Consider the following 21,793-nt stretch of genomic DNA (forward strand, 5'->3'; position numbering starts at 1 on the left):
AACTTAAGTTCTAGTCTATTCTAATACATATCTCAAATAAATATTAACTTTTATAACAAAACTTAGATTTTCTTAAGGTTTATGGAAGTGATTGGGTTATTCTGCCACAACTCCAAAATTGTTTGTAGTAGTTTTGACTAACTATATCTAAATCTCCCCTAATCAGATTAATTCCAATACCATTATTACCGATTTCTTTCCCTGAACTGTGAATATATCGATCGTTTCCTAAATATAACGCTACATGAGTAACTCTTTTTGTTCCAAAAAAGATTAAATCCCCTGATCTTAATTCATTAATAGTAATTTTAGTGGCAAAATTTTCCTGTTGATAGGAGTCTCTAGGAAGCCAAATTCCCACACTAGTAAAAGCAGATTGTATTAACCCTGAACAATCATAATTAGGTGCAACAGTACCTCCCCAAAGGTAGTAATTAGGTGTGTTCATTGCTAGATAAGTAAATTCGATAATTTTAGGTATTAAACTAGCAATTTTTTCCTGAGAAATAAAAGTAGAAGAATAGGGTTTTGATGCAGGTTTTAAAAAAGATAAGTCCTCGATAGAAAGCCATGCAGGATAATGATCTTCACATAAACAAATTTTGATCGCATTATCTACTATAGAGGGAGAAATAATTTTCAATTGTCGCCCTTTTGCCATTTGAGTTGCTAACTCTTTACAATCAGATTTTGCATATAAATTTAAGTTTTTAACACTATAAAATTCTTCTGAATTAGATTTAGGTAATGAGTCTAACATATACTTTATTCATTAATAACGAGGTTTTAAATGAAAGTGATAAAACTTTAAATAATAATTTTCTTTTTATACAAGAATTAATTAAATTTATTTTTAACTTTTTTTGTCCAGCGAAAATCTACGTTTTTAATAATTGTATCTTCAAAATTATTTAAAATAATATTAGCTTTTATAAAATGAGTATTAATTAATTGAGCATTACTAAAATTGCTTTTTAATATTGTCGCTTCTCCTAGTTCTGTTTCGTATAAAATAGCATTACTAAAATCTGATTCAACGATCGTGCTATAATTCAAATCAGCTTCAGACAAGTTCGATCGATGTAGCTTAGTGTTAACTAATGTTGCATTTCTTAAATTAGCTAGTCTCAAATTAACCCCAATTAGATTAGTTTTTGTTAAGTCTGCATGGTTTAAATTCGCAAATCGCAAATTACTACCAATAAAATTCCCATCGGTTAAATTACAGTTACTTAAATTAATGCCTTCCAAGTCATAACTACTAAAACTCATCCCTGTAAGATCGATTAACACATCTTGATTATAAACACGCCATTGATTCCAATTTGCGACATTTTTAATTAAATTTCTCCAATATTCTTGATTATCCATGACTGTTTCAATAAATAGTTAATAGTTTTTCTCGTTATAACATGAATCAATGAAAAGAGTGTTTCAAATTCTCGTTAGTGTTAAAAATTAAGATTTTTCATTATTTCTTACTTATTCCTTCACCTGATCTACATTTATACGTCCTCCTATATTTGCGATCGCACCTAAAGCCGCCTCTGCCCCTGCTTTTATATCTCTTTCTGCACCACCTAAATAAAGTCTGCCAAAACTACCCACTGCTTGAACTGAAAGAATATTAATCAAGGCGTATTTCTCTGCTTCATTAGCCGCTAAAGCAGCATAGGCGGCTGGTTTTACCTCTAAAACATATAAAGTTTCTCCAGCTAATAACATTTGCCCTCGTCGATTGCGGTTAATAATTTGTGCTTGATAAGGATCAATATTACGAATAATTTGACTAGAAACGACTTCAGGTTTTAAACAGTCTTTTTCACTAACTCCTAAAGCATCTAAAATTGCTTTTCCTGCGGTTTTTGTTTCCCCTTGATTACTAGAATGAATCTCCAATAATCCATAAAGACGTTCCACAAATTGAACACCTGGACGTACTACTGCCGATTTTAAAGCTATATCAGTAATTCTATTTATCTCAATCCCCGGAGAAATTTCAATCCAAAGAGAGGCATCTCCGGGTAATGGTAAAAAACCTAAGGCAACTGTACCAATATAGGAAGCGTGTTGAGGTTGTAATCGGTCTAAATAAACGTAGCTTCGGAGTTCAACACTCATGTTTTAATCTTTTTCTTTTGATGGTGAGATGATAAATGTTTTTGAAATAAAACCAACAGCAAATTATATCATGGTCAGGGGATGATATACTGAAGTAGTAACATTTGAATTATCAATTTGATTTCTCTCCCATGACTACAGAAACTCGACTGTATTGTTATCCTCCTTTAATATCAGGTATTCTGAAAAAAAGATATAAACGTTTTCTTGCAGATATTGAATTGGAAACAGGAGAATTAATTACGGCTCATTGTGCTAACACCGGGCCAATGTTAGGATTGTGTAGTGTGGACAGTCGAGTAATGGTGTCTAAAAGTAATAACCCAAAGCGTAAACTAGCTTACACATGGGAAATGATAGAGGTGGGAGAAAATAATCCTGTGTGGGTTGGTATTAATACGGCATTACCTAATCAGATTGTCAAATTAGCTTTGCAAAAACAGTTAATTCCAGAATTGGCAGGACAATATACTCAGATCAAAAGTGAAGTAAAATTTGGTCATGATGGCAAAAGTCGTATCGATTTTGTCTTGAAGGGAGGAGATTCTGATATTTATATTGAGGTAAAAAATACTACTCTCGCTGAAAATGGAGTTGCATTATTTCCTGATACTGAGACAACTAGAGGACAAAAGCATTTACAAGAGTTAATTAATTTATGTTCTACCACTAAAACGGTGATGTTATATTTTATCAGTCGATCGGATTGTGAATTATTTGGAGTGGGGGAAAAATACGATCGAACCTACGCAGATTTATTTTATCAAGCAATGGAAAAAGGAGTAAAAATCTTACCTTGTCGTTTTGAAATTACTCCCAAAGGGGTTAAATATTTAGGGACAATTAACCATTAATTAAAAAAAATTTAGTAATTATTTAAAATTATGAATATTTTAATTATTAGTTGTTCCCAATTCATTAATTTTTCCTAAAAAATAGTCTTCTTTATGACTAAGACTACGGGCAAGTTCTAGGGCTTTTTGATAAGATTTTAAAGCGGAAGAATAATCTTGTTTTTTGCTATAAATTATACCCATATAATCATAACTATTCATCAAACCATAATAATTATAAGAGAGTTGTTGCACTTTAATTAATTCTTGATAAATTTGCAAGGCAGAATCAAATTGTTCATATTCTTGATAAAGAATACCTAGTTTCTCTAACGCATCTCCTGCGATCGAATATTGTGTTAATGACCATGCGATCGAGAAAGCCTCTTGATAATATTTAGCTGATTCTTCTGGTTTTTTTAAAGTTTTATAGTCATCACCGATAGAAATTTTTATCATAGATAAGTTTAACAAATCCTGATTTTTTACATAAGTTTCTGCTAGTTCTTGCTTATATTTTATTGCATTTTCAGGATTAACGATCGCTCCACTAATTTCTGCTAATTTGCGTAAATAAATACCTTCTGCTAAATAATCTACTTCAACTCTAGCGATATTTAACAATTCTGTATAAATAGGTTCTGCACGAAAATAATCAAATTTAGCTATGTAAAATTTTCCTAATTTTTCTAATATAGTTTTAATAGTAGAACTATCATTTGTCGATCGAGCTAATTCAAGATTTTTTTTATTAATAGCAATCGATCGATCTAAATTATGTAAAGCCTCATAGGCATCAATAAATAAAGGTAAATATTCTTGATTAATTTGACCATCTTTACTATTTTGAGATTCTAAAATCACTAATCTTTCATTTAAAAAGTTAATATCTTCATTACGACTTTTATCCCATGCAACTTTACCCACTTTAGTTATTATTATAATTTCTTCTTTTATGCCTAGTACTCGACTTAAATTAATCGATCGATACCATAAGGCAAAAGCAACATCATCATTTCCTGCTTTAGATTCTTCTTGGGCTAAACTATCTAAATCTGCTATTTTAGTTTGAATTCTTTTGATTTCTAAACCAGTTAAATCTCGTTTTATTGTAGGTAATAATTCATCTTTAAAATCAACTAATAAAGGATTAACTTTTACTTCTTCTGTTTGAGCTAAAATTAAAGTAGATTTACCGGTAAAAAGTAACAAAAAAAATAGAAAACTAATCTTGAAAATTTGGGGCAAAAGTAAATTCATAATTTATAAATAAAAAAGCTCTCACAATATAAATAAATCTTAATGGTTAATTCTTATTTTTTCAAATCCATAAAATCTTCACGAGATAAATTTAGCAGAAATGGTACTATCTCGATCGAATTGGTCGATCATTCTGGGTATATAGCAATTTCTATCCTTATGAGATACGCTCAAATCTTTTAATCAGAGAAACTTTAATTTTATTTTTGTACCCCGGAACCATGAAAAACGCTATAATTCTAATTTTGGCGTTGCTGAATTAAGGTATGATTTTAAGATAAAGCGATCAAATTTATTAGAAATCAAAAAATGATCAAATGCCCCGAGTGCAGTTCTATGCACATTAACAAAAATGGAATGAAAAGAGGAAAGCAAAATCATCTTTGTGTTGATTGTGGTAGACAGTTTATTAATCCATAACCATCTAATTCCAGAGGTTATAGTGATGAGATTAGAAGTGAGTGCTTAAAAATGTATGTCAATGGTATGGGCTTTCGAGCAATTGAAAGAGTAAAAGGAGTTCCTCATACTACCGTGATTAATTGGGTGAAAGATGTGGCAAAGCTTTTGCCCAATAGTTATCAAGCCGAAACCATACTTAAAGTCGGTGAATTAGATGAATTACAAACATTTGTGGGTTCAAAAAAAACAAAATGTGGTTATGGATTGGGGTAGATCACTTTAAACCAGGCATTTTAGAATGGGTTGTGGGGGATAGAAGTGCCGAAACATTTCAACCGTTGTGAGAAAGAATAAAACAATGGAATTGTTATTTTTATGTAACTGATGGTTGGAAGGTATATCCTAATTTTATCCCAGAGGGGGACCAAATCATCAGTAAAACTTATATGACAAGGGTTGAAGGAGAAAATACGAGATTGAGGCACTATCTAGCCAGATTACAGAGAAAAACCCTTTGCCATTCCAATTCTGTCGAAATGCGGAAATATTCAATCTCACTTTTGATTCATTATTTTAAATTCCAATATATTCCCATACCTTATCGAGGTGAGGTGCGATCGTGCAGTGCCGCCAAAGGTGATCGCTTTATCTAACAATCATACCTTAATTCAGCAATGCCGTCAATAAAATTGGCTTCTTTTTGTCGATATGTTATCAAATATTAGTAATGATTTCTGGGTGTAGATTGTTGAAAAAGAAAATTGTAGGTGGTGCAGATCCATCTTGTGCCCAATCAAAAGCTAAATCTACAGAGGAGGGCGGTACAATAAATACTTAGACAAAATAGATTGTGGACTTTACATAAAATTATAGGACTTGTGTCATGTTTGTTTAAATGGTTCTAATATTTTCTCTCGCAAAGACGCTACACGGTTTTTATAACTAATTATCAGAACTTGATATAACACCGATAAATTAAGTAATAAAAAGGTGGGCATTGCCCACCCTACAGGAAAAATAACTAAAATAAATTAGCCTAGAATTTTTTTGGCGGTTGCTACTACGTTATCAACGGTGAAACCGAATTTCTCCATAACAACGTTACCCGGAGCCGATGCACCATAAGTATTAATACCAATACAAGCCCCTTCATCACCGACAAAACGTTCCCAACCAAAGGTTACACCAGCTTCCACAGAAACACGTTTTTTGATGGCTTTGGGTAATACAGATTCTTTGTATTCATCGCTTTGTAAGTCGAATAATTCGATACAAGGCATAGATACAACACGAACTTTCAAGCCTTCTGCTTTTAATTTTTCAGCCGCTTCAACACAAAGCCCAACTTCACTACCAGTACCGATTAAGATTAAATCTAATTCTTGAGGTGCAAATCCACAAGCAACGACATACCCACCTTTAGCGACAGCATCGATCGATGATCCAGCTAAGTTGGGTAAGTTTTGACGGGTTAAAGCCATGAGAGAAGATTTTTTCTTGCTTTCGATCGCTACTTTATAAGCTCCAGAGGTTTCATTTCCATCAGCAGGACGAAATACCATTAAATCAGGAATTAAACGTAAAGAAGCAACGTGCTCGACGGGTTGGTGAGTAGGGCCATCTTCTCCCAATGCGATCGAATCATGAGTCATGACCCAAATAACTTGTGCTTCAGATAATGCAGAAAGACGGATGGAATTTCTCATGTAGTCAGTGAAGACTAAAAAGGTCGCACCGTAAGGAATTAAACCAGTGTTATGGAGAGAAATTGCATTACAAATCGCACCCATAGCGTGTTCCCGTACACCGAAATGGACGTTACGATTTTCATAAGCACCTTTTTGGAAATCTCCAGATACATGGATTTCCGTTAAGTTGGAGTGAGTTAAATCCGCCGAACCACCAATTAACTGAGGTAATACTTTGCCGATCGCATTTAAGCAATTTTCAGAATGTTTACGACTTGCTAAAGGCTTGTCTTCAGGGGTGTAGGATGGTAAGCAATCCGCCCAATTTTCAGGAAGTACACCAGAGGTAATGGTTTCAAATTCTTTAGCTTCGGTAGGATACTTAGTTTTGTAGGTAGCAAGAGTTTGATTCCATTCTGCTTCTAAACTTGCACCCTTTTCGATCGCTTTGCGGAAATGACTATATACTTCATCAGGCACAACAAAAGGATCATAATTCCAACCTAAATTTTTACGGGTAGCTTCTACTTCGTCACCCCCTAAAGCAGCACCATGTACTCCAGCAGTATTAGCTTTTTTAGGAGAGCCATAACCGATCGTAGTAGTAACTTTGATCATGGAGGGTTTGTCCGTAACAGATTTAGCTTCAGCAATAGCGGCGGCGATCGCATCTAAGTCAGTATTACCATTTTCTACATGGAGAACGTGCCAACCATAAGCCTCAAAACGCTTAGATACATCTTCAGTAAAAGCGATGTCTGTGCTACCATCGATCGAAATGTGGTTATCATCATATAAAGCGATAAGTTTGCCTAAACCCCAATGTCCTGCTAAAGAGGCCGCTTCTCCAGAAATACCTTCCATGTTGCAACCATCACCAAGAATAACGTAGGTGTAATGATCGATTAAAGTACAATCAGGCTTGTTATATTTTGCTCCTAAATGAGCCTCAGCCAAAGCTAAACCAACACCATTAGCGATACCTTGTCCAAGAGGGCCCGTAGTTACTTCAACACCGGCAGTTACAAAGTTTTCAGGATGTCCGGGAGTTTTAGATTTCCACTGACGGAATTGTTTTAAATCTTCAATAGTAACGCTATCATAACCAAATAAATGTAATAAAGAATATTGAAGCATAGAACCATGACCAGCAGAAAGAACAAATCTATCTCTGTTTATCCACTGAGGATTTTTGGGATTAAAACGCATGAATTGATCCCAGAGAACAAAAGACATAGGAGCTGCGCCCATAGGTAAACCCGGATGTCCTGATTTAGCTTTTTCAACGCCATCGATGGAGAGAAAACGAATAGCATTAACGCAGAGTTCTTGAATAGATTGGGTTGCAACCACCATAATTAATTTTAAATTTAACTAAATATACATAACTTGATCAGTTAGCCTATATCTTCTCATTGTTTAGCAGAGATCGCAAGAAGCTAAGAAATAAATTTCATATTTTAAATTTAATTGATTAAGAAGCCAATTTTACCTGTTAGTGATCCTTGTTCACTTGAGTTCGAGAAAAAATCCTTGATGTAGGTAAGTTTTAGGGTTTATGATTTAGGGTTTAGATTCTAAAAATACCAAATCTGATTGAATTATTTAATTAAATTAATCTAAGTAAAATCAATTGTTAACAGTTTTTCATCAATTATTTACCCAATACCTAACAACTAATACCTTGCTATTACCCATACATTTTGCATCGAACTAAGGTTTTGTTGTTTTAAAATGATCTATGAGTTCCTTGTCAATTTATTCTAAGAAAGACATTATAACAAGGCTCGATCGAGTTTTGGTCAACATAAAAAATCAATTCTCCCCTTTCCTTTTGGAGAGGGGGTAGGGTGAGAAAATCAAAGTTAGGCTGAAAAAGTAAAGTTGAAAACAGCGTCATTAAAGTCATTGTCGCTGATAGCTAAATTACCGGGTAAATCTTCAAAACCAAAGGTATTATTACCTAAATTTTTTAGATGTTCCGAAGCATCAGGATTAGCATTACCAAAGCTAAAATAAGCTACAGCATGAGTCATAAAGTTTTCTGCTGTTGCGCCTTGATTGTTGGGATTTTCTAGCAAAAATGCAGTAATACCATCTTCGAGAGTGCCTCCCGCAGGAATAAATCTTCCACCATTGGCAATAACAAAGGGAGCATATACTTCATTATCTTCGATAATAACATCTCCAAATTCTGATGCCGTGGTGTTTTTGCTACTGTCTCCATCAGCACCTAGTTGTAAAATGAAATTATCAGCAATATTGTTAAGGGCTGTTCTGGCATAACCTGCATCACCGGGTAATAGTACATCCGTAACTGAACCATCCCCATCGAGATCCAAAGTATCACGCACTGCCCCCCTACCATTTTCGACTTTGTAAAGTCCAATCAAGTTATGAAATAGTGCATCTGTTTCCTCTAATGCCGTTTCTTCTACACTACCTTTAGTATCGGAAGCAGTATTATAAAGGAGAGTACCTTCTTCCCCTGTCTCTGTTTCTCTGAAATAGGCAAGGGCGGTATTTCCTACATTATAAAGAGCTTCAGGATCGAATACCTCATTAAGACTGTTAGCAAAGGATAACGCAAGGGGAGTAGGAGGAGTTACTTCCGTAAGAGATTCAAGGGCGGTTTGATCTAAACCATTAACTTCATTGCCTTCCCCTTGGAAGAAATTTTGCCAGAAAATATCTGTGTCGGTGTTAAAACCCGTTTCTTCATCTCCCTCGATAATGAGATCATCGTTGAATCGGACAAATTTTAACTCTGTATTAGCAATGGGTTGATCACTTTCATCTTGTAAAATTAGTTTATTACTACCAGCATCATCTATGACGATCGAACCTGTGGAGTTTTGATAATTTAACTTGAAAGTGTCGTTATCTTCTCCTCCCCGTAATATCGTACGGGGTGCATTGATAATGAAGGTATCATCTCCGCTACCACCATCCACTTGATTAAAAAGACTTTGAGCAGTCAGAACTAATGTATCATCGCCTTCCTCTCCATAGAGAGCATCTTTAATTCCTGTGGTATCGTTAGGTTCGATCGCTTCAATGTAGTCGTCTCCTGCTTTGCCATAGACAATATCACCACCGCCCAAAACAGCAATTCGATCGTCTTGTGCCGTGCCATAGACGAAGTCGTCATAAACCGTGCCAGTATATTCTGTGACATCTTCGGGAAGTTCAGCATATTTTCCGATACCCGGATCTTCTTCTGTTTCTGCTAATACCGCAGAAGCTTGTTGTGAATCTCCACTGTCAGCAACCCGTAAAGATGATGCACCGTTGATAATATTGCCAAATTGATCAACTTCATAAATTTTGGAAGAAAAAGGAGTCGCACTTTGTACTTCCCAAGTACCTGTTTGATTGATAATGGCGGCTTGAACATCGGGTCCCCAAGCATCGGTAGCGCCACTGTCATTAAATGCCCATTGACTGACATCCAGATTTGGAAAATAGGTTTGGTTGTTACCATACATCCAATCTTGAGTCGCCCCTAAATATGCCGTTTCCCAAACATCAACTATAGGGACAGAAAGCGGTAATACCTCATTGTTGTTACCATCAGGATATAATTCAATAGGTTCTGAACCAAAATCTACATCACTCTCGGGTATAAAAGCATTAGTATTTCCCTCAAGAGTAACAATGAAAGTATAGGGTATGGTTGCTTTGGCAGTTTCACCAACTAGAACTACTTGATATATTTTACCCGAAGGTACATTCACTGGTACTGCTAATGATGTAGTAGTGGTGGTTACGGTCGAAGTTGTATCAGATTGAGCCAGAGAGTAGGTAGCAGAAAGACTAAATGTCACACTCTCTGTTTCTTCTGCTAAAATCTCATTTTCTTTCACGGAGAAAGAAGCGGAAACTCCCGCAGTAAAGGCTTCGCTACTGGTTTTTGTAATAGTTTGACCTACAGCATAGGAAATACTCAAAGTTGCCGTTTCGGCTAGAGTTTCCAAACCATTAGAATTATCGATTGTAATTGGTGCACTTGTTAAACCAGTGGGAATATATACAGCATTAGCTGTGTCAAAGTTTTGAGTAACGCTATCAGTTAACCCACCATATAAACCTCCCGAATATTCGGAAGGAGTAAATTCGGGGCTAGTGGTATCCCATTCTCCATTACCATCAGGATTTGTATAATCTGTGTCCTGCGTCAGCCAAAAGTCGAAAAGAATGGGCTTAATATAAGAGGGATCAACATAACTTAATGCCATATATTATGTAAGATTTTTATTTAAGTAAGGGTTTCTATGTAAGTGTTCATTTCTCCATGATAAATGATCGATTGAAGATTAACCTTAACTTTCTTCTTTTTTCAGTATTTAATTAATAATACAGCGTTAATTATTTTAGGTCGTTTCATCAATTAAATCTATAATTCTTCTATGAATAAAGGTTTCAGTCTTGTGTCTTTAACAATTTAAAATAAGCAGAAATATTGATCTAACAAGGTTTTCACCGATAAATAATGACACTGTCTAAACTTTCAATTTAACCTTAATATCTACTTTAGGTTTTTTAATCTTATTAATTTTTTATGTTTATCATCACTTTCACTGAAATATTAATTTTATGTATTGGAGGAACTATATTTAGTTTTCGTAAGGAAGAAAAATTATCAGAGTCTATAGCTAAAGGACTGTTTTTTACTCTTTTAATTCTTTCTTTTTCTTTTCAATTCTCGTTTTTATTAAACAATCCTAATATATCGTTTTTAATAGAGATAATTACTATTATTTTTTGTTTATATATTTTAAAAAAAGATTTTCAAAGATTTAACAGAGGTTTTAAAATCATTAAATTATTTTATCTTAAATATAAAATTACTATTAGCATCCTTTTAATTGTTTGGGGTTATTTATTTTTACAAGCAATATTATTACCTCCATCCAACTGGGATAGCATGACTTATAATTTAGCTAGGGTATTGCTATTTCAACAAGAAAAATCATTATTTTTAACGGAAGTATCTTTAGAAAGTCAAGCTATTTTTCCTGTAGGCTCAGATATATTGCACCACTCTTTTTTGAGATTTTATACTGACTACGGTATCGGTATTTTCAGTTTCATTGCTTATTTAATCATATCTTTTGGTACTTATAGTTTAGCTCGTCGATATGCTTCTCAAGAACATTCTCTTATCGCAACTTTAGTGATTGCTAGTTTACCTGAATTAGTTTTACAATCAACCTCTACAAAAAATGATATTTTAACGGCTTCTGTGGCATTATTTTGTTTTATTTTAGCTTATAGATTATTAACAAATATTAATGTAGAAGATCTAGTTTTATTACCCATTAGTTTATCTTTTGGCATTTCTTGTAAAACCATTTTTATTGCTTTTACTTTGCCATTTGTTATTATTTTTTCATACCTTCTTATTAAAGAATATTCATGGCAATATTTGCTAAAAACTATTATCAAGTATAAAGACTTTTTTTTAGTCAGTATTTTACCTATTTTCGTGTTTTTACCATTATTTACTTTTTATCATAATTATAATCATTTTGGTTCTTGGAATGGTTCTGAAGAATTTGCAGATTTACATAAACAAACTGATGGTATAAAAGGAACTTTAGGTAATTTAGTGAGATATATTTTTCAAAGTATCGATTCTTTAGAACCCTTAGAATTAACCTCTAAATATGTTACTGAAAAAATATTAGATCACGAAGCATATACTATCACAGATTATTTAATGAAATTTTATAATAATACTTTTCATCTGATATTTGGACATAGTGGAATTATGAAATCTCCTTTATTTCCTCTGATTAGTAATAATGATGGTATTCCTTTTTTTATTTTAAGGGCAATGACGGAGGATATTAGTTGGTTTGGAATTTTAGGATTTATCTTAGTTATTCCTTGTATAATTTATGGAGTTTTTCAAAGAGATTTATTTTTAAAAGCCGTTAGTATAAATTTAATTAGTTATAGTTTAATTTTATGTAATCAATTAGCCTGGCAACCTTGGGCTAATCGTTTTTTTTCCCTATTTTTTGGTACTTCAGGAGTTTTAATAGCATATTTATTTACTAATATTAAATTAAATAAGTTTCTAGGAAAATTAATAACTCTAATTTCAATATTTACTTTAATATATGTGGCTACTTTTAATAATCCTAAACCGCTTTTAAAAGAGCCATTTGAAGTAACCAATCTAACAGATTTTAATCCTCTCCATTGGACAAAATCTATTAGAGAAAAAAGTATTTGGAGTAAAACTAATCTGGGAAAAAATAGAACTTTTTATTTTGATATTCATGGTTTTCCCCCTGTTAATATTCTCAGTAAATATATCGTTGATAATTCTAAGGTAGCATTAATTACTACTCATGATACATGGATTTATCAATATCTTTTTTATAATCCTAATTTTAAAATAATTCCCTTTTCTTATAAAGATATTAATCTTGTGGATAAAATTAATAATATTTATAATATTGATTATATATTTTGTTTGGATGTAGATAATAATTGCCAAAATTTAGGTAATAATAATGAAGTATTATGGCGTTCTGAAAAAGGGAAAAAAGGTGTTATATTTCAATTTTTGGGAATTGTTGGACAGAAGAATTGATTAGTACTATACAAAGATTGATTTTATCAATAGGACTTACATACCGGCTCCCTTACTTTCCATAAAAATAAAATTACTCCTCAATACTTGGGTTTGGAGTGGTGAAAAAACTATTTTTGTGTAAAGTCCTGATCAAGTTTTTTGTAAAGAGAAGAAAATTTTTATGGTTGTTTTATAGTATTTATGATAAATTCAGATAAAATAAATTCCAAATTTTTTATATAAATTTGTAAAAAGTCAAGTAAATTTTACAATTCTTTATATTTATCTAAATGTGTTATTAATAGATGGTGAAAAGACAAAACTATGATATTCTAGTTATCGTCAGTTGAGTTGTGAGAATAATAAAAAAATGCAAGTTAATGATTTAGGTTTTGTTGCCACTCTTTTATTTGTGCTTGTTCCTACGGTTTTTCTCTTGATTTTATATATTCAAACAGGAAAAAACGAGGCTTAATAAACATCTTTATCAAAAAATTGGATAATCAACTATTATTGTTGTTATCTGAAAATGAGGAGTTTTTACTAGGATCAGATCACTCTTGATTGTAGTTTCTTTCAAACTATTTTTCCTAGTTTTTCTCTCTCAATTTTCTCTGTTTTTGTCTTCTTCGATCATAATATTTCCCCCATCCGCGCCATGATAAAGGATAATTGATTTTCCCCTCATCAAGAATCCATTGAACATAAGTATTACTATTAGGGCCGGGATAATAACGATAAAGATAATTATAAGGATAGTTAAAAGGACTCGATCGAATAATTCGGATTAACTTTTGTGCTTCTTCTCCTTGCCATTGTTTTTCGAGCCAACTATCACCATTACCCACTCCACGAGTTACCCCCATCAAATTTTTGTGCAAATGTCCCCAACTACTACTTACTAAATTTTGACTTTGCCAAATTTCCCATCTTTCTTGTTTATCATCAATAATTACAAACCAATAATGAACAGCAATATAACCAATAAAAGGAATTTTTGCCCCTCGTAAATCAACATTTAAAACCATAATTATCTGAGTAAAATAGACGGCGTTGCTGAATTAAGGTATGATTGTTAGATAAAGCGATCAAATTTATTAGAAATCAAAAAATGATCAAATGCCCCGAGTGCAGTTCTATGCACATTAACAAAAATGGAATGAAAAGAGGAAAGCAAAATCATCTTTGTGTTGATTGTGGTAGACAGTTTATTAATCCACAACCATAGAATTGTTATTTTTATGTAACTGATGGTTGGAAGGTATATCCTAATTTTATCCCAGAGGGGACCAAATCATCAGTAAAACTTATATGACAAGGGTTGAAGGAGAAAATACGAGATTGAGGCACTATCTAGCCAGATTACAGAGAAAAACCCTTTGCCATTCCAAGTCTGTCGAAATGCGGAAATATTCAATCTCACTTTTGATTCATTATTTTAAATTCCAAGATATTCCCATACCTTATCGAGGTGAGGTGCGATCGTGCAGTGCCGCCAAAGGTGATCGCTTTATCTAACAATCATACCTTAATTCAGCAATGCCCACTACAAATTTTTTGTAATATTTAGTCTTATTGTAAATCACTGTAGAGTAATATTTAAAAATAGTTACAATTTCTTAACAATCATAAAGCTGATTCTTCTTAACCTCTGTTAATAAAAGATGAATTAAAGGTGGGCAATGCCCACCCTAGTGGTTTAAGCTAATGCTTCAAACGCAATTCCCTCTTGAGTAAAGCTAGAGTAATTTTGTACGATACTTTGACGTTCTTCGTTCCCTACAAGGATATAGCCACCGGGTACAGTAGAAAAACGATAAATATCTTCGCCTTGTTGTGCATCTGCACCATAGGTATAGAATGCTAAACCTTCTTGTACAAAGCCAAAGTTATTGTTATTTAAGAGGTTTTGACGTTCTTCTTCCCCTACATATAAGTAAGAGCCTGTCAGATTTGTATTACGGAAACGATAGATGGGAGTTAATTCGTCATCATCTTCAAAAGACGCTTTGAATGCTTCTCCTTCTTCCACAAAACCGAAGTTACTCTGTAAGATACTTTGTCTTTCTTCTGCTCCAACATAGAGATAAGTACCATTTCCTGTACGGAAGCGATAAATTTGATCGTTTAATAAAGGATCAGTGTCATCGAGGATGGTATCATCACGGAAGTTGAGGTTTTGGATACGGGTATCTTCGGAAATCGGGGTGTCAGCTTCGTTAAAGGCTTCTTGTGCAGTGGGATGAAACTCAGCTAAATATTCAGCTAAGGCATCTTGTTCACCAGCAATGGGCAAATTAGAGTTATTGGGTAAGCCTTCAGGGGTTAAGGTATCAAGTCTGACGACATTTTCAAAGTAGAAAGCAGGATAACCGTCACCTCCAGTAGCTAAAAAGTCGAGAATTACCATTTTATAGGTAGCATTGGGATCAACTTTAAATTCACCATCAGAGAAAATAACTTCTTTTGTGCCGTCTTCACGGTTTAAAACTAAGTTTTGGATTCTTTCCCCAGCCACTTCAACACCTGTTGCCAATCCATTATCATCACGGATAAACTCGATCGCAGTATTATCAGGATCAAAGCTAAAGCTAAAACCGCCAATCTGTCCGAATTGTCCGGGGGTTGCACCTTCTGCCCATTGTGCCACAAAATGCTCTGCTAAGTCTTTGATGCCTTGAGCGGAAATATCTGCAACGGAGAGTATATTGTTAAAACGCAAGGAGTTTTCAATGTCTAATTGAGAAACGTCTCCTTCTTCTTTACCTACTGCTAGATTAGCTTGGGGAGGTAATTGTACTAACTCGTTTGTGCCACCATCAATGAAGGATACTCCAATTTGATCTCGGATACCACCGCCATTTTTCACGGAAATATCAATATCAAAGTCATATTGTTCGGCATACCAAAGGTTTGCATCGGCGGTTAAGTTACCGAGGTTGGTTTCTTCGGTGCGCACACTAGAACGAAAACCGTTAAGCCATACTTCTGTATTGCCAAAAATAGTGCCATCTTTGCTGTTAATGAAGTCACCGACGTTATCGACAACTGCCACTACCTCCGGATTAGCAACTTCTTTTACTTGCTCAAAAGTGGTAATATCTTCTTCGTAAAGTCGATCGACACCCTCAATATCTGTGGCAAAAGTACCGCTATCATCGCCAATTTCGATAATTTGACCATTAGGATCAAATTCTACAATTAACTGTCCTAAATAACGATAATTAGCCCCCGTATTGATTAAATAAACGTCATTACCATCAGCATCTTGGAATACTTGAGGATAAGGTTGCAATAACTCAGGGGGAGTTTGGGTTTCATCTTCACGGAGAGGATCATCTGTATTCGCCATAACACGATGAGAACCACCGCCCATGATAATATCAACACCAGTGAGTTTAGTTGCCAAAGCCTGTTCAATCTCAAACTGTTGTAAGTGAGTCATCAAGACAATTTTATTGATACCTTGACTAATTAACTCATCCACAAAGGGTTGAATATTATCGGCTAAAAGTTGAGCGTTAACCTCAATATCTCGACTGTTAGGATCTGTTAACATGGTGATACCACCGATATTGGCAATTTGAGGAAGATAAGGGACAACTGCACCAATTACCCCCACTTGCTCACCATTAACATCAATAACAGTACTCTCTGTTAAGCTATTGGGTAAAGGAGCTTCACCAGATTCTACTACTAAATTTTTCAAGTTAGAGCTATCAGTAGAGTAGTCTAAGTTAGTAGCTAAGTAGGGGAATAATGCACCAAGATAACCCGTTTCTGGATCAATGCCAACTCCTTCAATTTCTGCATTGGGAGCTAACATATTATAGAAAGTGCTAGGGCCTGCGTCAAATTCATGATTACCGACGGCGGCGGCATCCCAACCCAATTCGTTTTGAATTAAGATGTCTGCAATGCCTTGTTGTCCATAAATATCAAGACTAGCATTAAAGAAAGGGCCAGCAATGAATAAGTCACCAGAAGTGAGTTTAAGGGTATTCTCATAGTTCGCATCTAAGGCATTCATCACCGCAGAAAAGCCGATGGCATCTTGTAAAGCGGGGATACCAGCTTCTTGATCCGATGCGTGAAGTAGTTGTAAGGTAAAGTTTTTATCAGTATTTTCAAAAAATGCTAATTGTCCACCTTGGACTAATCCTTCTCTTTCAATCACGCCATCTTGGAGAGAATGAGCTTGAACATCAAACAGGAATAAAGAACCGGGGGTTTCATCAAATAAACTGGAAACATCAATGATACCTGAAGATTCCCAGTTACCAATATCGTCAGGACTACCATCGGTTTGTCCTTCGGGTACAGCAGTTCGATCGATCTGGGCAACACGAGTAAGAATACCTGTTTCGGGGCTAAGTTCCCAGATGGAGGCTTCTTCCCCTGAAGTTAAACCAAATTCGCCGAAAGAGCGATCTTCTTGAATATAGATTAAGCCATTGGTTGCCCATTCTAGGTTATCCGGGCTACGCAACCCAAAATCAGGACTCTCAAATTGACCATTTCCTGCGTCATCACCATCATAGAAAATATCAGCTTGAGCAGTAATGTTATTCAAGTCGGCAAAGTCCACATCAATTTGATAAGTTGTACCCCAACTATCTTCCGGGAATAAACTATCCCGTCCAGTGGATGCTAACACAGCGATCGTACCATCTTGAGGATTAGTAGCAAGATCTTCAGGGCGAGAAAACTTGAATGCTCCCACTGCTTCGGCTAAAGCATCTTGTTTTTCTTGAGTGGCAAAACCTTGGGAATCATAACCCTCTGTGTTTGCTAACTCAGGACGATAAAAATCAATTTCGACAAAACTGCCTGATCGACCTTCTTTAGTACCATTGAACTGACTAGGATCAATATCTCCATTATCAGTCGTCCAAACGTAGAGTTTGCCTTGAGCTAAACCATTGCGAACAAGAATATCTGGTCCTTCACCTTGTCCTTTTTCCCCTACATAAAGTAATAAAGGCGCACCACCTCGATCGTCTCCAATTAATAAGGCTACTTTGTCCGTTGTACCAGTATCTAATTGAGTAACACTTTCCCATGCGGCACGTCCCATCCAAGGCACAGCATAAAGGGTATTACTTTCAGGATCTAAAACAAATTCTGTACCGCCATCGGTTTCTTCCCCAGTGAAAAATAAACCATCCACTAAACCACGATTATCACCAAATTGATTAGCAATAATGTATTGAGCAGAACAAAGGCGATCGAGTCCCATAAAATCAAGATCACTGGCTTCGTCCACCACTTCACCCGCACGGTTAATAATGGTATCGTAGGCTAATCCAGCTCCTTCTAGTTCACGAGTATCCTTGTTGATGTCAAAGAAACTAACTCGCCCTCCTGTCAATTGAGTACCATTAGCGAGGGTATAGGCATAACCAGCATCACTACTCAATTCATGGTTAGCTAATACTCGAACAGTGTCATCATCGAGAGCAAATGCACCTAAACCATCGAGAATACCGGGAGGTACATAATATTCGCCATTACCATTAGCCACAATTTCACCAACAGTAAAAACTGGCTCTACCTCAAATGTTTCCAAGCCTTGCACTTGTGCTGGTTGATTAGGAGGAGTAAATCCTGCATCGAGTTCAAAAACATTGGTGGTGTTACTTACTTCGTTGCTTACTACTAATAAGGGTTTACCATTGGGGCTATCTTGTGCAGAAATAAAGATTAATCCTTCAGGACCAGAATCCGTTAAATTAGTTTCAGGGTCTTGTTCAAAGTCACGGGTGTTGATATATTGGACAAATTCGGGAGTTTCAGGGTTGGTAACGTTATAAACCATTACCCCACCGATGCGCTCTAAACCAACAAAAGCATAGGTTTCACCATAAATTGTACCAACTGTTACCCCTTCTGGTTCAGGCCCTTTGTTGTCGCTACGGTTGTCGAAGTCGTTATTGGAGTTACTAGCGTTGAAGTAGTCAGGGAAGGCTTGAGCGGTGATACGTTCAAAATCGTCGCCACTGTCAAAAACTAAGTTACCTTCGCTATCCCAAATAGTAAACGATCGAGTTCCAAAGGCATAAAGTTCATCGTAGGCGATTTCACCGATAATTTGCCCTCGAATTTCACCCCCGGGGTTGCCAGTAGTATGAAGGTTAAAGTAATATTCGGTGTCTTCTCCTTGGGCAGTTTTTTCGATGGTATTTTCTTGCCAAGTACTGGTTAAATTGGCTGTACCATCTTCATCGATGGTGATAACGGTGTCAGCATCTTCTAAAATATCCCATACAACGCCGCCATTTGCACCTCGGAAGGCTTCGTGAATGTGTAAGAGGGTGACATCATCAGCAGTGGATTCAGTAAGGGGGTTGCCTGTTAAAGCACCAAAATCAAGCCCAGTTACTTCTAGCTCAACTTGTAAAAATCCATTGTTATCAACCCATGCTAAAGCCTCTCCTTCTGCTTCTGTGGTGACAGGAGGCACTTCTTGACTACCATCTAATTCTGACACAAAAACGGCTCGATCGCTCTGCCCTAAAGTGTTAGTAACGTTAAGACGACCTAAATTTTCATCTTCTTGTAACTCTCTGAAGTTGGGAAAAGCCACAGGATCGAGAATTAAATCATCAACCCCTGATTCTTCGTTGTATAAGTCTCCTTCTTCTAAGTCAGGGAAAACATCATCTCCAGTAGGGCGAAGTCTGGCATCTCCTTCGTTAGCCGTTACATAATAGGTTTCACCATTGACAGTATAGGATGCGATCGCATCAGGTAAATACATACCCAAAACAGGATGATTAACAATATTGATAGCATCATCTCGATCGCTTGCGTCTAAACCGTTAGATTGAACTTGAATAATGCCCAAGGTTACAGGTTCGGGGGTATAATCATCATTGAGGGTGAATGTGCCATCACCGTTAAGGGTAATTCCCGCTACACGAAAATCATTATCGTTGATAACTGCGATCGAATTATCGCCCATATAGGCTAAACCTTCTACTTTCTCAACGGTGTTATAACCTACTTGGTTGAGATCAACATAGAGATTTTTGTTGATAAGATTGATACCCTGAGAGGCTAATTCTTCGGGAGTCATTTCGTCAACGGTTTTGAAAACTCCGTCTCCTAAGTCGATGGGTGCAGATTGATTTGTGATGTTCGTTGCACCATCTAAACTAAAACGATAGACTTTCTTTTCAATGTTAGCACTTGGATCGCTGTCGATCGCATCATCATCTCTTTCAACGACTAAAAATTCACCATTGCCAATATATACTGCATCCCCAATTTTATCAGCACGGCTGTTTCCTTCTGTACCCAAATCAGGGTTATCTAAACGGTAGAGATATTCAGCAGTAGTGGTTTGGGTGGTAAGATCAAATTCCACAATGCGGATGTTATTTAAACCGTTTAACGTGCCATTACTAAGAGTGTCAGGGTTACGGATAGGGCTTTGCACAAAAGCATATAATTTATTATTGTCACTATCTAAGGCAACCGCTTCAAAACCTCTGTTTTGTCTTCTTTGAGCGATAACCGCAGGTAAGGTTTCGATACCAAAATCTCCTGCACTACCTCCACCAGCGACTCCCGTGCCTTCGGGTACAAATCGATCGATCAAAGTACCATCGGTATTAAAATGATAGATAGCAGGGCGGTATTCATCCACCATCCAAAAAGTACCATCCTCAGCCATTACAATGCCTTCTAAATCTGCACCAACAGCATCGAGAGGAGTGATTACTTCATTGTTTAAATCAACAGGAATTTCGTCATTATAAGGGGTGTTGCCTGTGCCATCAGGAATACTGATATTAGGTAAACCCGTAATAGGAGTGCCATCGGCTTGTTTGATACTAACTCTTTCGGTGATGGTAATTTCCCCTGTCGCTTGATCTAACTCCAAACGAACTATCTCAGGGCTAAAGTCTGGCAATAAGAAAGGGCGATTACTGCCTGTGGGTTCACCATTCGGTCCTCGATCGGTATGAGTGATATACTTTAATTTACCATCGGCGGTTTTGCCTTCAAAAAATAAACCAGAAAAACCCCCTAAGAGAATTTCTTGGTTGCCAATAGTTGTACCAATGGAGGGTAAATTATCAATTTCGTAAGTTTCCAGTGTGCTAGAGTTGACACTATGATCTTTAAAGCCTAGAGGTTGAATAGATTCAACGGTAGCAGTGGCAATATCCACAATAGCGATCGCATTATTTTCTTGTAATGTCACCCATGCTTTTGTGCCATCTCCAGAAAATGCAATATACTCAGGTTCAACATCTTGAGCGACAGTTGCATTAGGTCCAAAAATACGCACTCCTTCACTACGAAGTTGATCAATTTGACTGTTAAAAGCGGTAAAAGTAGCTTCTTGTACTGTAGCGTTAGCGACTCCACTGCTTAAATCAATAATGCTGACAGAACCTTCTGGATCAAAGCTATAATCTTCGTTAGGCTCACCTTCATTAGCACTTAATACTCTAGTACCATCAGGAGAAAATGTCACCATATCAGGTAAAAAGCCAACGGTTTGCTTACCTAAAAATTCTCCAGTGGAGGCATCAAAAAATTGAACTTCTCCTCGTTGGTGATTACCCGTAGCAGATTCAACAATTGCTAAGGCAACAGCGATAATTCCTTCACTGACTGTGCCTTGTTTGCCAACCGCAACGCTATTCGGTATTAAAGCAAAACCATCGCCTACTGCTTGAGTGTTAAGAGGTAAATCGCCAATTTTTGTGATGTTATTGGTATCACTTAAATTCAGGATTTCTACTACATCTCCAGCTACCACAAATAATTGTTCACTGATAGCATCAAATGCTGGAATTTCAGCACCATTTTCACTGGCGTATCTACCAATGAGACTAAGATTAATGTCCATAGTTAACCATTATTAACCGATTTTTGTATGAGTG

At 35.8% G+C, this 21,793-nt stretch carries 11 protein-coding genes and 2 pseudogenes; 5 read left to right on the forward strand and 8 right to left on the reverse strand.

Annotated elements, in window-relative coordinates; genetic code table 11:
* Positions 1-79: 79 nt before the first annotated feature.
* The 3 genes from GM3709_RS13880 to GM3709_RS13890 form a co-directional block, all read right to left on the reverse strand.
* The gene (locus GM3709_RS13880) at positions 80-760 is read right to left on the reverse strand and encodes a C40 family peptidase (protein WP_066120415.1); all 681 of its coding nucleotides are present in this window, start codon (positions 758-760) and stop codon (positions 80-82) included.
* Between the two features lie 77 nt (positions 761-837).
* A complete protein-coding gene (locus GM3709_RS13885; protein ID WP_066120417.1) occupies positions 838-1,371 on the reverse strand; it encodes a pentapeptide repeat-containing protein in 534 nt (177 codons plus the stop codon).
* 111 nt (positions 1,372-1,482) lie between these two features.
* Positions 1,483-2,121, reverse strand: a complete 639-nt coding sequence (locus GM3709_RS13890) for a hypothetical protein (RefSeq protein ID WP_066120420.1) — start codon at positions 2,119-2,121, stop codon at positions 1,483-1,485.
* Positions 2,122-2,252: 131 nt separating this feature from the next.
* Between GM3709_RS13890 and sfsA the strand changes: the two genes are divergently transcribed.
* Positions 2,253-2,975, forward strand: coding sequence for a DNA/RNA nuclease SfsA (gene sfsA / locus GM3709_RS13895; RefSeq protein WP_066120422.1), 723 nt, complete (start codon positions 2,253-2,255; stop codon positions 2,973-2,975).
* A gap of 39 nt (positions 2,976-3,014) precedes the next feature.
* On the opposite strand, the gene GM3709_RS13900 is transcribed toward sfsA, so the two are convergent.
* Positions 3,015-4,166 carry a lipopolysaccharide assembly protein LapB gene (locus GM3709_RS13900; protein WP_231937571.1) on the reverse strand — a complete coding sequence of 384 codons (1,152 nt, stop codon included), beginning with the start codon at positions 4,164-4,166 and terminating at the stop codon, positions 3,015-3,017.
* 360 nt (positions 4,167-4,526) lie between these two features.
* Between GM3709_RS13900 and GM3709_RS19265 the strand changes: the two are divergent.
* Positions 4,527-5,269: pseudogene (locus tag GM3709_RS19265) on the forward strand (IS1 family transposase).
* A gap of 378 nt (positions 5,270-5,647) precedes the next feature.
* Here the strand turns inward: GM3709_RS19265 and tkt are convergent.
* Together tkt and GM3709_RS13915 are read right to left on the reverse strand one after the other, a co-directional pair.
* Positions 5,648-7,660 carry a transketolase gene (gene tkt, locus GM3709_RS13910; RefSeq protein WP_066120428.1) on the reverse strand — a complete coding sequence of 671 codons (2,013 nt, stop codon included), beginning with the start codon at positions 7,658-7,660 and terminating at the stop codon, positions 5,648-5,650.
* 509 nt (positions 7,661-8,169) lie between these two features.
* On the reverse strand, positions 8,170-10,542 hold the full coding sequence (locus GM3709_RS13915) for a DUF4114 domain-containing protein (protein WP_066120431.1): 2,373 nt from the start codon (positions 10,540-10,542) through the stop codon (positions 8,170-8,172).
* Between the two features lie 689 nt (positions 10,543-11,231).
* On the opposite strand from GM3709_RS13915, the gene GM3709_RS13920 reads away from it, so the two are divergent.
* The gene (locus GM3709_RS13920; RefSeq protein WP_158506740.1) at positions 11,232-12,911 is read left to right on the forward strand and encodes a glycosyltransferase family 39 protein; all 1,680 of its coding nucleotides are present in this window, start codon (positions 11,232-11,234) and stop codon (positions 12,909-12,911) included.
* A gap of 352 nt (positions 12,912-13,263) precedes the next feature.
* The gene (gene psbM, locus GM3709_RS13925; RefSeq protein WP_015221999.1) at positions 13,264-13,368 is read left to right on the forward strand and encodes a photosystem II reaction center protein PsbM; all 105 of its coding nucleotides are present in this window, start codon (positions 13,264-13,266) and stop codon (positions 13,366-13,368) included.
* A gap of 115 nt (positions 13,369-13,483) precedes the next feature.
* Here the strand turns inward: psbM and GM3709_RS13930 are convergent, their stop codons facing one another.
* Positions 13,484-13,921, reverse strand: coding sequence for a DUF3750 domain-containing protein (locus GM3709_RS13930; protein WP_066120436.1), 438 nt, complete (start codon positions 13,919-13,921; stop codon positions 13,484-13,486).
* A 203-nt stretch (positions 13,922-14,124) separates the two neighbouring features.
* Here GM3709_RS13930 and GM3709_RS19275 point away from each other — a divergent pair.
* Positions 14,125-14,411 (forward strand): annotated as a pseudogene (locus GM3709_RS19275) (IS1 family transposase); the annotation flags it as partial.
* Positions 14,412-14,592: 181 nt separating this feature from the next.
* Here GM3709_RS19275 and GM3709_RS13935 read toward each other — a convergent pair.
* Entirely contained in the window at positions 14,593-21,759 is a 7,167-nt protein-coding gene (locus tag GM3709_RS13935; RefSeq protein ID WP_066120439.1) for a choice-of-anchor I domain-containing protein, read from the reverse strand.
* Positions 21,760-21,793: the final 34 nt, after the last annotated feature.

The organism is Geminocystis sp. NIES-3709 (genome assembly GCF_001548115.1).
GTDB lineage: Bacteria > Cyanobacteriota > Cyanobacteriia > Cyanobacteriales > Cyanobacteriaceae > Geminocystis.

Excerpts from the sequence above, each read along its gene's own strand:
- GM3709_RS13935 (WP_066120439.1), bottom strand. The coding sequence starts at position 21,759 with ATGGACATTAATCTTAGTCTCATTGGTAGATACGCCAGTGAAAATGGT.
- tkt (WP_066120428.1), bottom strand. The coding sequence starts at position 7,660 with ATGGTGGTTGCAACCCAATCTATTCAAGAACTCTGCGTTAATGCTATT.
- GM3709_RS13890 (WP_066120420.1), bottom strand. The coding sequence starts at position 2,121 with ATGAGTGTTGAACTCCGAAGCTACGTTTATTTAGACCGATTACAACCT.
- GM3709_RS13920 (WP_158506740.1), top strand. The coding sequence starts at position 11,232 with ATGACTTATAATTTAGCTAGGGTATTGCTATTTCAACAAGAAAAATCA.
- GM3709_RS13880 (WP_066120415.1), bottom strand. The coding sequence starts at position 760 with ATGTTAGACTCATTACCTAAATCTAATTCAGAAGAATTTTATAGTGTT.
- GM3709_RS13885 (WP_066120417.1), bottom strand. The coding sequence starts at position 1,371 with ATGGATAATCAAGAATATTGGAGAAATTTAATTAAAAATGTCGCAAAT.
- GM3709_RS13915 (WP_066120431.1), bottom strand. The coding sequence starts at position 10,542 with ATGGCATTAAGTTATGTTGATCCCTCTTATATTAAGCCCATTCTTTTC.
- sfsA (WP_066120422.1), top strand. The coding sequence starts at position 2,253 with ATGACTACAGAAACTCGACTGTATTGTTATCCTCCTTTAATATCAGGT.
- psbM (WP_015221999.1), top strand. The coding sequence starts at position 13,264 with ATGCAAGTTAATGATTTAGGTTTTGTTGCCACTCTTTTATTTGTGCTT.
- GM3709_RS13930 (WP_066120436.1), bottom strand. The coding sequence starts at position 13,921 with ATGGTTTTAAATGTTGATTTACGAGGGGCAAAAATTCCTTTTATTGGT.